Source organism: Pseudomonas sp. HP_08 (assembly GCF_055284095.1).
The window spans coordinates 175,473-189,177 of the sequence record NZ_JBTOQC010000023.1 but is presented as its reverse complement, the minus strand read 5'-3'; the positions used below and the strand labels follow the sequence as shown (position 1 = coordinate 189,177).

Sequence of the window (13,705 nt, the reverse complement as noted above, 5' to 3'; positions counted from 1 at the left end):
GGTCAAATGCTCATTGACAAGCCGTCAACTCCGCTTGCTCGCCTGTTTTTGCCTTGCGCTGGCTGCCTCGCCTACGTTTTTAGAGGCACCCTGTAAGTGCGGCGATTCTAGGCGGCGCCTGTGGCGGCGATAAGCGGGAACGAATGCGATTCTTTGTTACAGATTTTGAAATAATCATTACATTGAGGATGGACAGATCACGGTAACTTCATGTCACAATTTGCCAACTGTGATAGACGTTCCTCCCAGAGATACACCATGGACACCCTGCAAAACATGCGCGCCTTCAGTTGCGTGGCGCAAGCGGGCAGCTTTACTGCGGCTGCCGCCCAACTGGACACCACCACCGCCAATATCTCGCGGGCCGTTTCCAATCTTGAGGCGCACCTGCAAACCCGCCTGCTCAATCGCACCACCCGACGCATTGCACTGACCGAAGCCGGCAAGCGCTATCTGCAACGCTGCGAGCAGATTCTGGCGTATGTCGAAGAGGCCGAAGCCGAGGCCAGCGACGCCCATGCGCGCCCGGCAGGCCAGCTCAAGGTGCATTCGATGCCGGGGGTCGGCCAGCATTACGTGATCGATGCGATTGCCCGCTACCGCAGCGACCATCAGGACGTGTCGTTCGACCTGACCCTGACCAACCGAGTGCCGGACCTGCTTGAAGACGGCTACGACGTGTCCATCGTGCTGGCCAGCGAACTGCCCGACTCCGGCTTTGTGTCGCAGCGCCTGGGCATCACTTACAGCATCGTCTGTGCGTCGCCCGCCTACATCAAGGCGCGCGGCATGGCGCACAAGCCAGCCGAGTTGCTGACGCACGCCTGCCTGCGCCTGGTCAGCCCGGTGTTCCCGCTCGACAAGTGGCAGTTCAACGGCCCCGATGGCCAGGAAACGGTCACGCTCAATCACTCGCCGTTTCTGGTCAATTCCGCCGAAGCGATGAAAACCGCCATCGCCAGCGGCATGGGCGTCGGTATCCTGCCGATCTACTCGGCCATCCAGGGCCTGCGCGACGGCACGCTGGTGCGGGTATTGCCGCGCTACCGCTTTCAGGAGCTGAACCTGTACGCGGTCTATCCATCGCGCCAGTACCTGGATGCCAAGATCAAGACCTGGGTCGAATACCTGCGCAGCACGCTGCCGGATATTCTGGCCGCCGACGAAGCCGACTTGCAGGTGCACACCCTCAGCTAGGCAGTTGTACGACAAGAAAACGGCTGACCAGAAAGGGATGAAATGTTAGCGTGCTACTCATTCATCCGGTCAAGAGTGACAGCACAATGAAAAAAACCGTACTCGCCTTCAGCCGTGTCAATCCGCAACTGGCTGAACGCCTGGCGCAGGACTTCAACGTAATCGTGCCCGATCCGAAAAAGGGCGACCTCAACGCGCAGTTCGACGAAGCCTTGCCCCAGGCGCACGGACTGATCGGTGCAGGCCGCAAGCTGGGTCGCGAGCAACTGGCCACGGCCGAAAAACTGGAAGTGGTCTCAAGCATTTCGGTCGGCTACGACAACTACGACGTCGACTACCTCAGCGAGCGCGGCATTCTGCTGACCAACACCCCGGATGTGCTGACCGAAAGCACCGCCGACCTGGGCTTCTCGCTGATCATGAGCAGCGCCCGCCGCGTCGCCGAGCTGGACGCCTACACCAAGGCCGGCAACTGGAAACGCAGCATCGAGCCGCCGCACTTCGGCACCGATGTGTACGGCAAGACTCTGGGCATCGTCGGCATGGGCAACATCGGCGCCGCCGTGGCCCGTCGCGGCCGGCTGGGCTTCAACATGCCGATCCTGTACAGCGGCAACAGCCGCAAGACCGAACTGGAACAAGAGCTGGGCGCACAGTTCCGCAGCCTGGATCAACTGCTGGCCGAAGCTGACTTCGTCTGCCTGGTCGTGCCGTTGAGCGAAAAGACCCATCACCTGATCGGCCGTCGCGAACTGTCGTTGATGAAGCCAGGCGCAATTCTGGTCAACATCGCCCGTGGCCCGATCGTCGACGAACCGGCGCTGATCGAAGCCCTGCAGAACGGCACCATTCGCGGTGCCGGCCTGGACGTCTACGAGAAAGAGCCGCTGTCCGACTCGCCGCTGTTCCAGCTCAGCAACGCCGTGACCCTGCCGCATATCGGCTCGGCCACCCACGAAACCCGCCAGGCCATGGCGGACCTGGCCTGCACCAACCTGCGCAGCGCCCTGCTGGGTGAACGCCCGCAGAACCTGGTGAATACGCAGGTGTGGAAAGGCTGATTCAGGCTACAGGCTGACGCGCTCTATCAGGGCGCGTCATGCCAGCTTGCCCTGCGCCGTCACCTGCACCACCCGCGGTTTCCTGAACACCAGCACGTTACCCACCATCACCAGCACCAGCCCGAACAGCGCTGGCAGCGTCCACTGATAGCCTTCGACAAACACCGAGATATTCAGCGCCACCACCGGAAACAGCACGGTGCAGTAAGCCGCCCGCTCAGGCCCCATGCGCCCGACCAGAGTCAGGTAGGCGGTAAAGGCGATCACCGAACCCGGAATGACCAGATAAACCAGCGAGCCCACATAGCGGCTGTTCCATTCGAAATGCAGCGGCACGCCGCTGATCAGGCAGTACAGGCTGATCAGCAGTGCCCCGTAAAGCATGCCCCAGGCGTTGGTGGTCAGCGGGCGCAGGCCGGCTTTCTGTTGCAGGCTCGACAGCATGTTGCCGGCCGAGAAGCACAGCGTACCGATCAAGGCCAGGCCCAGGCCGAGCAGGGTTTCGCGGCTGGCGGTGTGGCCGACCAGTTCCGGCCAGAACAGACAAGCCAGGCCGCTGAGGCCCAGGGCGGCGCCGAGCAGTACGTTGCGGGCGATGCGCTGGCCGAAGAACACGCGGGCATTGAGCGCATTCCACAGCGTGGAGGTGGAGAACACCACGGCGATCAGGCCGCTGGGGATCCACTGGCTGGCGGTGTAGAAGCACATGAAGTTCAGGCAGAACAGGCACAGCCCTTGCGCCATGCAGATGAGCTGACCACGGCGGTTCATCGGCTGCAGGCGTTTGCTGAGCAACAGCACGGCAAACAGCACCAGCGCCGCCAGGCCGAAGCGATAGGCGATCGACAACGGAATGGCGACTTCGCCCAGTTGCAGTTTGAGAGCGATCCAGGTGGTGCCCCAGATGATGACGGTGAGCAAATAAAGCGAGAGGTTCATGATGCGGCTCCTGATGAGCCTTGAGTCTGCTGCCCGACCCTGATACGCGCTTGCACAATCTTGCGCATTTACGTCGGGCGTTGCTGGCAAACGGCCTTGCGCGGCGTACGATAGGCAGGTCAGAGGAGTCATCATGTCCGCGCTCGAATCAATCCAGGTCTTCCAGTGCCTGAACAGTTCACCCCACGCCCGCCTGGAGCAGAGCGCGCTGCTGGGTGACGGTCTGATCGCGGCGCAGTGGAACAACCATCACGATATTCGCGAGTACCATTCGCCCACGCACCACACCTTGTCATGCTACATCGCCGATGGCACCGGCACCTTTCGCCGCGATCAGCCCGACCAGAAAGGCGCGCCCGGCAAGCTGTGCGTGCTGCCGGCCGGGCATGAGTCGGCCTGGGTCATCAATGGCGAGATTCGCCTGGCGCACCTGTATGTCAGCCCCGAGCAGTTTGCCCAGGGCTGCGTCACGCTGCTGGACCGCGAGCCGCGCGAGCTGCAACTGCGTGAAAACACCTTTCTCGACGATGCCCGCCAGACCGAGCATTTTCGCCAGTTGATCAACCTGAACTGGCACGAGCCGGGCGAGCGCTTGCTGACCAGCAGCCTGGCACACGAGATGCTCAGTCACGCCTTGCTCAGCCAGGTCGGGCTGCGTGACGGCTTGCGTCTCAAGGGTGGCCTGGCAGCGCATGCGCGACGGCGGCTGGTGGAGTTTATCGAGGCGAACCTGAGCGATGCGCTGAGCCTGGGTCAATTGGCGAGCCTGTGTGCGCTGTCCGAATATCACTTTGCGCGGATGTTTCGTGAAAGCTTCGGCATGCCGCCGCATCGCTACGTGTTGGCGCGGCGCCTGGAGCGCGCCCGGCAGTTGCTGCGTGAAACCGTGCAGCCGGTGGGCGATATCGCGCTGGACTGCGGCTTTGCCAGCGCGAGTCATTTCACCAACCGCTTTCGCCAGAGCATGGGCGCAACGCCGGTGGCGTATCGCGGGGTGGTTGGAAAGACCTAAAGCAGTGCAACCAGCGGGCTGAACAGCAGGCCGGCGCCGGCCAGTGCAAGCACCCAGCGCGGTCGGTAAGGCATCAGAAACACTAGCAACACGGCGCTGGCCATCAACACCGCGCTCCATTTCACCAGGCCCATGGTCCAGCCCTCGGCGCTGACCGCTGCCCAGATTGATACCGCCAACAGCAACCAGCCCGCCGCCTTGAGCAGACGCCGCCGGCGCAGGCTCGGCTTGCCGGCCAGCAGATCGCTGTAGTGGCGCTCCATCGACAGGCACAACGCGGTGAAGCCGACATAGCACAACAAGGCAGGCAGCAGCATCAGTTGGCCTCCTGTGCAGCAGCGCCTGTGGCCTGGTTGTTAGCTGCGACGGCTTTACGCGCAGGCTTGGCCAGCGCCGGCCTGTTGCGAAACTTCAGCGCCGCCCAGCCCAGTATCAACCCGGTGCCCAGCGCCGTCAGGTCGAAGCCGATCAGCACCCAGTCGCCTGCTCGCAGGGACTCGATCAGGTGCGCGCGGCTGGTCAGCAGGTCCAGCAGCGGCAAGCCGGCGAACAGCAGCGCGGCGAAGCCCAGTTGCTCACGCCATGCCGTTTGCCCGTTGCGCAGCAGCGCGTGCAGCACCGACAGGCCCCAGAGGGTAAAGAACGCATTCACTTCCCAGTTCTCGCGCCCGGCCATGCTGGCCGGCAACAAGCGGTTGGCCCAGAACACTGCCGCCACAGCGAGCATCAGGCCGGCCATGCTGGCGATATTCAGCACTTGCACCAGACGCAACTCGAACGGCAGGACACCGGCCTTGGCGTGCTTGAGCGCACGCTTGCCCAGCCACATCACCAGCCCCGTGCCGATCATGGCGGTGCCGGCGATGCCGAAGATAAAGTACAGCCAGCGCATCACCGGGCCGGCGAACTGGCCCATGTGCAGGTCGTAAAACGCTTCGGTGACCACCGACGGCACACCTTTGTCCGGCTCGGTATCGGACTGCAACGCACCACTGGTGGCATCGAAGGTCAGGGTATCGCCGCTGCGCCGGACCAGCCGGTCGTGGGTGTCGCGGTAGATGACTACCGAGGCACTGGCATCGTTAGGGTTATTGATGACCACGCGCCCGACCCGATTCTCGCCCCAACGCTCGTTGGCCACCCGCAGCAGTGAGTCGAACGCGATCATGTTGGCGGGCACGTTCTGCGCCTTGGGGGTGACCGAAGACGGATACAGCTCATCGTAATAGGCCCGCGAATCAGTGCCGTAGGTGCTCAGGATGCTCGCCGGCATGACCATCGACATGAAGAACAGCAGGCTGCTGTAGGTGATCATCAGGTGGAACGGCAACACCAGAATGCCCAGCGCGTTGTGCCCGTCCAGCCAGGAACGCTGGCCCTTGCCGGGGCGGAAGGTGAAGAACTCCTTGAAGACCTTCTTGTGCACGATGATCCCGGTGATCAGCGCGATAAACATCACCATGGCGGCGATGGTGGCCAGCCAGCGCCCCCAAGGGTGCGGCATTTCCAGCTGGAAATGGAAACGGTAGAAGAAGTCGCCGCCGCGGGTCTTGCGCGCCTGCACCTCGGCGCCGGTCTGCGCATCGAGGGTCTTGCGCTCGAACTTGCCACGCTCGCCCGGCTTGCCCGGCATCATCGACATCACCCCAAGACCCGGCTCACGCACATCGGGCAGGTTGATGAACCAGCGCGTCGCCGTCGGGGCGCTGCGTTGCAGATAGTCCTGGGCCAGACGCACGCTGTTGCCGGCGTCCAGTGGGTGCGCGATAACTTCCGGGGTCATCCAGTGGGTGATTTCGGCCTTGAAGTACGACAGGGTGCCGGTCAGGAAAATCGCAAACAGCAACCAGCCGAAGATCAGCCCCAGCCAGGTATGCAACCAGGCCATGGCCTGGCGAAAGCCCTCTTTCATAGCAGCCACCGATCGCAGCCATACGCTGCGCCAAGGATCACACACGGCAGTAGCACGCCGCTCCATGCCCGCCAGGCCGTGCGGCAGGCAAAGCACCAGATGAACGCGCCCAGATACGCCAGGAACGACAGCATCATGCCGGTCAACACAGCCTCGGCGCGGGGCAACGGTAGCCAGCGGGTCAGGCACACGCTGAACAGTGAGGCCAGCAGGTAGCCGGCAAACGTGGCTGCCATAAAGCGTGAGGCCACGGCCAGGCGATAGGCCACTGAAACACCGGCCTGTCTGGCCTTGGGCGTACGTGGCGTGGCTTTTGGAGGAGTGCTGGTAACCGTGCCGTCCATCGGGAGACTCGTGACTGACCTGAGGATAAGGAGAAAAGCGCGGCCAATAGTAATGATAAATATTCTCACGCGCAAAAGAGTCTGCCAGAATCTGCGCCCTCTTCTTCTTCGTCGTGGATTGCACACCGCCATGCCCACTGCCCAGCCTGCCGTGTACCCCACCGTCGAAGGCCTGTATCAGGAGCATCACTCCTGGCTGACGACGTGGCTGCGACGCCGTCTGGGCTGCCCCGACAATGCCGCCGACCTGGCGCAGGACACCTTCGTCAAGGTGCTGCTGGCCCGCGATACGCCGCAACTGGTCGAGCCGCGGGCATTCCTGACCACCATTGCCAAACGGGTGCTGAGCAACCATTACCGGCGTCAGGACCTGGAGCGTGCCTGGTATCAGGCACTGGCTGAACTGCCCGAGTGCGTGGCGCCGTCCGAAGAAGATCGGGCGATCATCTTCGAAACCCTGGTTGAGCTGGACCGCCTGCTCGATGGTTTGCCGATGGCGGTCAAGCGTGCCTTTTTGCTGTCGCAGGTCGATGGCCTGAGCCATGGCGAAATTGCCGCGCAACTGGGCATTTCCATCGCCACGGTCAAACGTCACCTGAACAAGGCCGCGTTGCGTTGCTATTTCGCACTGTGAGTCGACATTCATGAACAGCAACAGCGAATCGCTGAATAAATCAGACATCGCCCCTGCCGTGGCGCGTCAGGCCGTGGCCTGGCTGATCGAAATGCAGGAAGGCGCACTCAGTGCCTCGCGCCAGCAGGCCTGGCAGCAGTGGCTTAACGGCAACGCGGAACATCAGCGCGCGTGGGCGCATATCCAGCGGGTCAATCAGCGTCTGGGCGGTCTGTCTTCACCTTTGGCGCATGCCGCTCTGGGCGCGCCTAAATCGGCCGGCCGGCGTCACGCGGTCAAACTGTTGGTGCTGCTGGGGGTTGGCGGCACATTGGGCTGGAGCCTGCGCGACGAACAGGCCGTGCAGTCGTTGCTGGCCGACTACACCAGCAAGGTCGGCGAACGACGCAAGGTGGCGCTGAGCGACGGCAGCCAGTTGCAGCTCAATACGGCCAGCGCCGTGGATGTGCGCTACGACAGCGGTCAGCGGCTGATTCGCTTGTTGCAGGGCGAAATACTCATGGCGGCCGCTGCCGACCCGCGCCCGCTGAGCCTGTTGACCGGTGAAGGCCGGATTCAGGCCGGCAGCACGGCCAGCCGCTTCAACCTGCGTCAGTTCGAGGGACGCACGCACCTGGCGTTGCTGGACGGCACATTGCAACTGCAACCCACGGCGCACAGTGGCCCGGCATTGGTGCTGCAAGCCCGCCAACAGGTGAGTTTCGACCGCAATGCCTGGGGCCCGGTGCAGACGCTGGACGCCAGCAGCGGCGCCTGGGCCGACGGCATGCTGGTGGCCTCACGCATGCGGCTGGCGGACTTTGTTCAGGAGCTGGGGCGTTACCGTCATGGCCGCCTGAAGTGCGATGCCAAGGTGGCCGACCTGTTGATTTCCGGCAGTTACCCGCTGGCCGACAGCGAGCGGATTCTGGACATGCTGGAGGTGGCGTTGCCGGTGAAGGTGCAACGCTTAACCCGCTATTGGGTCACGGTGCAGGCAAAAGCCTAGAAAGAATTTCAAATTCAGTGAGCCGTTTTGCACAGCTCGCGTGACAGACAGGGAAAGCACCTCTCAACCCTTACGTCAAAGGACGCCCGAATGTCTGCTCGCCCTCTGCAACTGTCCCCGCTGGTGCGCACTTTGCGCCATGTCATCTTTGGTGCCGGCCTGTCGCTGGCCGGTCTGCCACTGGCGTATGCCGACGCCCCGGCCAAGGCCTATCACATCGCGCCCAGCGAGCTGGAGGCGGCGCTGAATCAGTTTGGCCGTGAGTCGGGCGTACTGATTTCCTATGGCTCGCAACTCACCCAAGGCTTGCGCAGCCACGGCCTGCAAGGCCAGTTCACGCCCGAGCAAGGTCTGGCGGCGTTGCTGGACGGCACCGGTTTGCAGGCGCGCGCCGATGGCCAGGACGGCTTCACCTTGCAGCCGGTCAGTAATGCCGCGGTCAATGCACCGATCGAACTGGGTGCATCGAGCATCGTCGGCGACTGGCTGGGCGAGGCCAAGCAGGACAACGTCTTTGAACATGCCGGCGCCCGTGACGTGATCCGTCGCGAGGAGTTCGAGCGTGTCGGCGCCAGCAGCGCCCGTGAAGTGCTCAACCGCATTCCGGGCGTCAATGCCCCGGAAAACAACGGCACCGGTAGCCATGACATGGCGCTGAACTTCGGTATTCGTGGCCTCAACCCGCGCCTGGCATCGCGTTCTACGGTGTTGATGGACGGTATCCCGGTGCCCTTCGCACCGTACGGTCAGCCGCAGTTGTCGCTGGCGCCGATCAGCATGGGCAACATGGATGCGGTCGACGTGGTACGTGGCGGCGGTGCGGTACGTTATGGCCCGCAGAACGTCGGCGGCATCGTCAACTTCGTGACCCGCGCGATCCCCGACGAGCCAACGGTCAAGGGCAGCGTGCAGACCCAGGTCAGCCCGTCCTCTAGCCAGGACGGTTTCAAGACCACGGGTAACCTGCTGGCTGGCGGCACAGCCGACAACGGCCTGGGCGGCGCGATTCTGTATTCCGGCGTGCGTGGCAGCGACTGGCGCGAGCACAGCGATACGCAGATCGACGACCTGATTCTGAAGGGCAAATACCAGATCGACGAGGCCAACAGCCTCAATGCCATGGCCCAGTACTACGAGGGCGAGGCCGACATGCCCGGCGGCCTGAGCGTGGCGGCCTACAAAGAAGACCCGTACCAGTCCACGCGCCTGAAAGACAAGTTCTGGGGCCGCCGCACACTGGTCAACTTTGGCTACCGTTTCGAGCAGGATGCCCGCGTTTTCACCGCCAATACCTTCTTCACCAAAACCCTGCGCAGCGGCTATCTGGACCAGGGCACATTCATGTCGCTGTCGCCACGCGAGTACTGGGTACGCGGTCTGGAAACCCGTTTCTCGCAAGGCTTCGCGCTGGGCGAGAGCTGGCACGAAGTCGGCGTCGGCTACCGCTACATCAACGAAGCCGGCCATGAACTGCGCTTCCGCGAGCCACTGACCGGCGACATGCCAACCACCGCCAGCCGCAACGACCGCGACACCCGTGGCGCCACCGAGGCCAATGCGTTTTACCTCGACGACCGCATCGACATCGGCAAGTGGACCATCACGCCGGGCATTCGCTACGAGATGATCGACACCGCGCAGAACAACAACCTGACCAACGTCAAATACCAGGGTGATTACAACACCGCCCTGCCGGCGCTTAACGTGCTGTATCACCTGACCGACAGCTGGAACCTGTACGCCAACACCGAAGGCTCGTTCGGCAGCGTGCAGTACAGCCAGATGCCCAACCGGGTGGCCGGCGGTGAAGTCAAACCCGAGAAGGCCCGCACCTGGGAGCTGGGAACGCGCTATGACGATGGCGGCCTGCGTGCCGAAATCGGCGTATTCCTGATCAACTTCGATAATCAGTACGAAAGCAATCAGACCAATGACAGCGTGATCGCGCGCGGCGAAACCCGTCACCAAGGTGTCGAGACCAGCATCAACTACGCACTCGAAGGCCTGACCCCCGCACTGGCCGGCTTCGATGTGTACGCAAGCTATGCGTTCGTCGATGCGACCATCCGCGAAGACGGGCCGAACAAGGGCAACCGCGTGCCGTTCTCGTCGCGCCATAAAGGCACCTTGGGCGTGAGCTACACCGAAGGCCCATGGAAGCTCAATCTCGACAGCGCGTTCCAGAGTGACCAATTTGCCGATAACGCCAACACTCGCGCTGAAAGCGCCGACGGCAGCACCGGCAAGATTCCAGGCTACATGCTGTTCGGCACACGGGCGGCGTATGACTTCGGCCCGCGATTGTCGGACCTGAATGTGGCGGTCGGGGTGAAGAATATCTTCAACCGCGAGTACTTCACCCGCTCGTTCGACGACAACAACAAAGGCAAATACGTGGGCGAGCCACGCACCATTTATGTGCAGACCTCTGTCGCATTCTGAGGCAGGCAGTTCACCACGCAGGAGCGGCTTTAGCCGCGAAAATACGCATTTTTCCGGATTTTCGCGACTGAAGCCGCTCCTGCGAACGTATATGTGAATTTTTTGGTGCGAAATATTTCTTCCATCTGGGGGGTTGAAATATGAATCGTTTGGCGCCAACACTGTATTCGAGCGCAGACAAAAACGTATGACTGCTCAGGAGCCGTACGTGTCGCCTCGCACGAGCCAAGCCCTAGTAAGGATTAATTATGCAAATCCAGGTCAACAGCGATAACCACATCGAAAGCAGCATCCGACTGGAGAATTGGGTTCGTAGTACCCTTGAAAGCACGCTCGAACGTTATGACGATTACCTGACTCGCGTTGAAGTCCATCTGCGCGACGAAAACGGCGACAAAACCGGCCCGAACGATATTCGCTGCCAGCTTGAAGCCCGCCCTAAAGGTCACCAGCCGATTTCTGTCACGCACAAGGCTGACTCGCTCGAACTGGCCATCGATGGCGCCGCCGTCAAACTCGATCACGCGCTGGAGCACTTGCTGGGCAAGCTGCGTGACAAGCAACGCAACGTAGTGTTGACCCCGGACGAGATCGAGACTGAAAGCGCCGACGCGCTGCTGGAAGAAGAGTTTCTTGAAAAAGAACAGGAGAAAGAAGTCGCTCGCCTGATTTGATCCAGTCTTTTTACCGCTGACAAAAGCGGGCCTCGATGGCCCGCTTTTTTGTGCCTGCACATTTTTCAGGCGTTGGCCTGAAGCATGCATAGTTGTCCACGTCGCAACCGACACCCGAACAGTCGCTCATGTGCCACCGCCAAGTGAACCGAGGGACTACGCTGTACTGATCCAGGCATATTCGTGACCGCTTATCTGTCGCCGAGAACCAAAAGGATCACTACCCGGTCAACTTATGCAGACCCCATGAGCAGGTATTAATTTATGGACAATCCGGACAATCCTTTTCAGATGATCACTGACACGTTTCACCCTGATTATCGGGTGAACCTCAGTATTCAAGGGCTGGACGGCAGCATCATGCTGACGTTGTCCAACGATGATGGCGTGGTGGCCAAACGGCTGATCAGCGCCGAGCAGCGCAACGAGCCCAAGCGCTTGCGACGCCTGATCGAGAGCGTGCAGTTCGGCATTGCCATCGAGCAAGGCCATAGCGCCATGAGCATCCTGGCGGCCATGACCGACAGCGACCGGATCAAGCAATTGACCATCCCGGTACAGCCACACAACTGGCTGCGCAACCGGCCGAACCTCTCGGTCGGGATCTGAACCGACTGCCTGTGCTTTAACGAAAATGCCCCGCATCTGGCGGGGCATTTTGTTATCCGGTTCTATTATTTATCCGTTACGTTGTCGCCGACGTATTCGCCCGTCGAGTCGATGGCCTTGCTCGACGGAAACTTGTACGACGCATAGCGCACCGCCACAACCGACAGCGCCAGCAGGAAAATCCCGCCGCACATGTACAGCAGGCCAACCTCGGGTGCCTTGTGGTGCGAGACATCACCGATCAGGTAGCGGGTCAGCGCGGTGATGGCGATGTACAGCAGAAAGCGGATCGGCAGATGGTTGGTCTTGAAATAGATCCCCACCATCGCCCCCAGCTCGAGATAGATGAACAACAACAGAATGTCATCGATGCTGGCATGGCCCTTGTCGAGCATCTCCATAAAGGCCATGACCGATGCCCAGGCCGTGACGCCGCCAATGGCAAACAGGCCCAGATAGTGAAACCCTTCGACCAGCAGGTTCCCGATGGCGTTGGCGCCATCATGCATGCGCTTGCGGCTGTTGTTTGCCCACTTCATCTTCTATTTCCTCAAGAACCAATCAGGTAGTGCGGCCAGCTTTGTAAAGCAGGATCAAGGCCAGATCCAGCTTCATAGGCGCGTCCAGTTGTCGCAAGGCACGTTTGACGGTGGAAAAGATCTTCATGAGCCACTATGCATGAGAGGTGAGAATGGCGTATCCTCGACACTGTATAAAAACACAGTTACCGTAAATCAATCTGGAAGGCTTGTGAGGTGGTGAATGGCCGTCGAAGTGGTATACCGCAGCAGCCGAGATCTGGAGCGTTTGTTCATGGATAAAGCCGAAGCTGACCGTCATGACAAAATGCTGGAGCTCGCCGAGTTGCTTGGATCGGTGTTGAAAAAAGCCGTGCCGTCGTTGACGGAAGAGCAGCTTGAAGAAGCCGGCATTTATATGGCCAAGAACCGCGATGTGTTTGCCCGCGCGTTCAAGAGTCAGCCGGACGCTCTGAACGAGCTGATCAATGGTGCCGAAGCCGAGTGACGGTTTCGCGACATTGAACAGGTTTGTACGCCAGGCCGTTTGACCCGCAAGCAGGGGCCCGCAAAGAGTGCGGTAATGCCCTGCTGACGGGTCAGGTCAACCCAACCGTTATTCGCTGGTCCGCAGGCTGCTCACCAACGTATCCAGGCTCGCAAAGAGCCCGTTGGCGTTTACCAGCCGCGATTCGCTGCCATGACCGACCACCAGTGCCGGCACGCCGTTTACTCCCAGTCTTTCCATCATTGAACGGCTTTTCGCAAGGCGCTCCTCGTTGAGGCTACGCAGCGTTTCACCCTGCGCGGTCAACACATCGGCCGCTTGCCTGAGCCCGATATCGCTGAGCGTCTGCGCCAGAATATTCGGGTCGGTGATATCCAGCCCCTTTACGTAACGTGCCTGCTGAATAGCTTTCAAGGCGGCAAATTCAAGTGTCGGCGCCGTGGCGGCCACAGCAGTCAGTGCACGTGTGGCGGGCCCGGAATCGAACAGGCTGGCGTGGTCAGCGAGCACCTTGTTCTGGTAATCCTCAGTGAAACGCTGCCCGGTGAGGCGCTCGATACGCTGGTCGTTGGACCAGGCGTAATCCGCAAAACTTTTGTTCATGGGCCGCGCATTGCGGTCGGCGAACAGCCCGGTCGGGCAGAGTTCTATCTCAAACTCCGGCATGCCGATAAGTTGCTCCAGCACAGGCGATGCGCCGTAGCACCAGCCGCACAGAGGGTCAAAAAGGTAGGCGATGTGCAAAGGATTCATCCTGTCATTCGTAAGCAGGTCGAAAGACTAATGGAGATGAATGCCCCGAAAAACGCCGAATCGCGCCCAGGTTTGTTTCTGGAACCGGACAAATAAAGGCCAGCCGTGACACGG

General features: G+C 61.1%; 15 protein-coding genes. 9 read left to right on the top strand and 6 right to left on the bottom strand.

Translation table 11 applies throughout. From position 1 onward, the window contains the following. Window positions 1-258: 258 nt before the first annotated feature. Window positions 259-1,197 carry a LysR family transcriptional regulator gene (locus tag ACYAS9_RS19755; RefSeq protein ID WP_463569938.1) on the top strand — a complete coding sequence of 313 codons (939 nt, stop codon included), beginning with the start codon at window positions 259-261 and terminating at the stop codon, window positions 1,195-1,197. Between the two features lie 86 nt (window positions 1,198-1,283). Beyond that, window positions 1,284-2,258, top strand: a complete 975-nt coding sequence (locus ACYAS9_RS19750) for a 2-hydroxyacid dehydrogenase (protein WP_463569937.1) — start codon at window positions 1,284-1,286, stop codon at window positions 2,256-2,258. Window positions 2,259-2,294: 36 nt separating this feature from the next. Here ACYAS9_RS19750 and ACYAS9_RS19745 read toward each other — a convergent pair whose 3' ends face one another. Continuing rightward, the gene (locus ACYAS9_RS19745) at window positions 2,295-3,197 is read right to left on the bottom strand and encodes a DMT family transporter (protein ID WP_463569936.1); all 903 of its coding nucleotides are present in this window, start codon (window positions 3,195-3,197) and stop codon (window positions 2,295-2,297) included. A gap of 133 nt (window positions 3,198-3,330) precedes the next feature. On the opposite strand from ACYAS9_RS19745, the gene ACYAS9_RS19740 reads away from it, so the two are divergent. Then, on the top strand, window positions 3,331-4,209 hold the full coding sequence (locus ACYAS9_RS19740) for a helix-turn-helix domain-containing protein (RefSeq protein ID WP_463569935.1): 879 nt from the start codon (window positions 3,331-3,333) through the stop codon (window positions 4,207-4,209). Here the strand turns inward: ACYAS9_RS19740 and ACYAS9_RS19735 are convergent. The 3 genes from ACYAS9_RS19735 to ACYAS9_RS19725 are packed head-to-tail and all read right to left on the bottom strand — an operon-like array spanning window position 4,206 to window position 6,465. Then, window positions 4,206-4,526, bottom strand: a complete 321-nt coding sequence (locus tag ACYAS9_RS19735; RefSeq protein ID WP_463569933.1) for a DUF3325 domain-containing protein — start codon at window positions 4,524-4,526, stop codon at window positions 4,206-4,208. The genes ACYAS9_RS19740 and ACYAS9_RS19735 overlap by 4 nt on opposite strands. Further along, entirely contained in the window at window positions 4,526-6,121 is a 1,596-nt protein-coding gene (locus tag ACYAS9_RS19730) for a PepSY-associated TM helix domain-containing protein (RefSeq protein WP_463570219.1), read from the bottom strand. Before ACYAS9_RS19730 ends, ACYAS9_RS19735 begins: the two co-directional genes overlap by 1 nt. Further along, complete coding sequence (locus tag ACYAS9_RS19725) at window positions 6,118-6,465, bottom strand: DUF3649 domain-containing protein (protein ID WP_463569931.1); 348 nt, start codon at window positions 6,463-6,465, stop codon at window positions 6,118-6,120. The genes ACYAS9_RS19730 and ACYAS9_RS19725 overlap by 4 nt, the downstream gene beginning before the upstream one ends. Before the next feature lie 130 nt (window positions 6,466-6,595). Between ACYAS9_RS19725 and ACYAS9_RS19720 the strand changes: the two genes are divergently transcribed. The 5 genes from ACYAS9_RS19720 (at window position 6,596) to ACYAS9_RS19700 (ending at window position 11,812) form a co-directional block, all read left to right on the top strand. Beyond that, the gene (locus tag ACYAS9_RS19720) at window positions 6,596-7,099 is read left to right on the top strand and encodes a sigma-70 family RNA polymerase sigma factor (RefSeq protein ID WP_463569930.1); all 504 of its coding nucleotides are present in this window, start codon (window positions 6,596-6,598) and stop codon (window positions 7,097-7,099) included. A 10-nt stretch (window positions 7,100-7,109) separates the two neighbouring features. Next, window positions 7,110-8,087, top strand: coding sequence for a FecR domain-containing protein (locus tag ACYAS9_RS19715; protein WP_463569929.1), 978 nt, complete (start codon window positions 7,110-7,112; stop codon window positions 8,085-8,087). A 90-nt stretch (window positions 8,088-8,177) separates the two neighbouring features. Continuing rightward, window positions 8,178-10,529, top strand: coding sequence for a TonB-dependent Fe(3+) dicitrate receptor FecA (gene fecA, locus ACYAS9_RS19710; RefSeq protein ID WP_463569927.1), 2,352 nt, complete (start codon window positions 8,178-8,180; stop codon window positions 10,527-10,529). 248 nt (window positions 10,530-10,777) lie between these two features. Continuing rightward, window positions 10,778-11,203: an HPF/RaiA family ribosome-associated protein gene (locus ACYAS9_RS19705; protein WP_463569925.1), complete on the top strand. Its 426-nt coding sequence runs from the start codon at window positions 10,778-10,780 to the stop codon at window positions 11,201-11,203. A 264-nt stretch (window positions 11,204-11,467) separates the two neighbouring features. Continuing rightward, window positions 11,468-11,812: a DUF3509 domain-containing protein gene (locus tag ACYAS9_RS19700; protein WP_463569924.1), complete on the top strand. Its 345-nt coding sequence runs from the start codon at window positions 11,468-11,470 to the stop codon at window positions 11,810-11,812. Between the two features lie 65 nt (window positions 11,813-11,877). Here the strand turns inward: ACYAS9_RS19700 and ACYAS9_RS19695 are convergent, their stop codons facing one another. Next, on the bottom strand, window positions 11,878-12,351 hold the full coding sequence (locus tag ACYAS9_RS19695) for a phosphate-starvation-inducible protein PsiE (RefSeq protein ID WP_459747936.1): 474 nt from the start codon (window positions 12,349-12,351) through the stop codon (window positions 11,878-11,880). 223 nt (window positions 12,352-12,574) lie between these two features. Between ACYAS9_RS19695 and ACYAS9_RS19690 the strand changes: the two genes are divergently transcribed. Then, window positions 12,575-12,838, top strand: a complete 264-nt coding sequence (locus ACYAS9_RS19690) for a YebG family protein (RefSeq protein WP_459747935.1) — start codon at window positions 12,575-12,577, stop codon at window positions 12,836-12,838. 108 nt (window positions 12,839-12,946) lie between these two features. On the opposite strand, the gene ACYAS9_RS19685 is transcribed toward ACYAS9_RS19690, so the two are convergent. Then, a complete protein-coding gene (locus ACYAS9_RS19685) occupies window positions 12,947-13,582 on the bottom strand; it encodes a DsbA family protein (protein WP_463569922.1) in 636 nt (211 codons plus the stop codon). Between the last annotated feature and the right edge of the window lie 123 nt (window positions 13,583-13,705).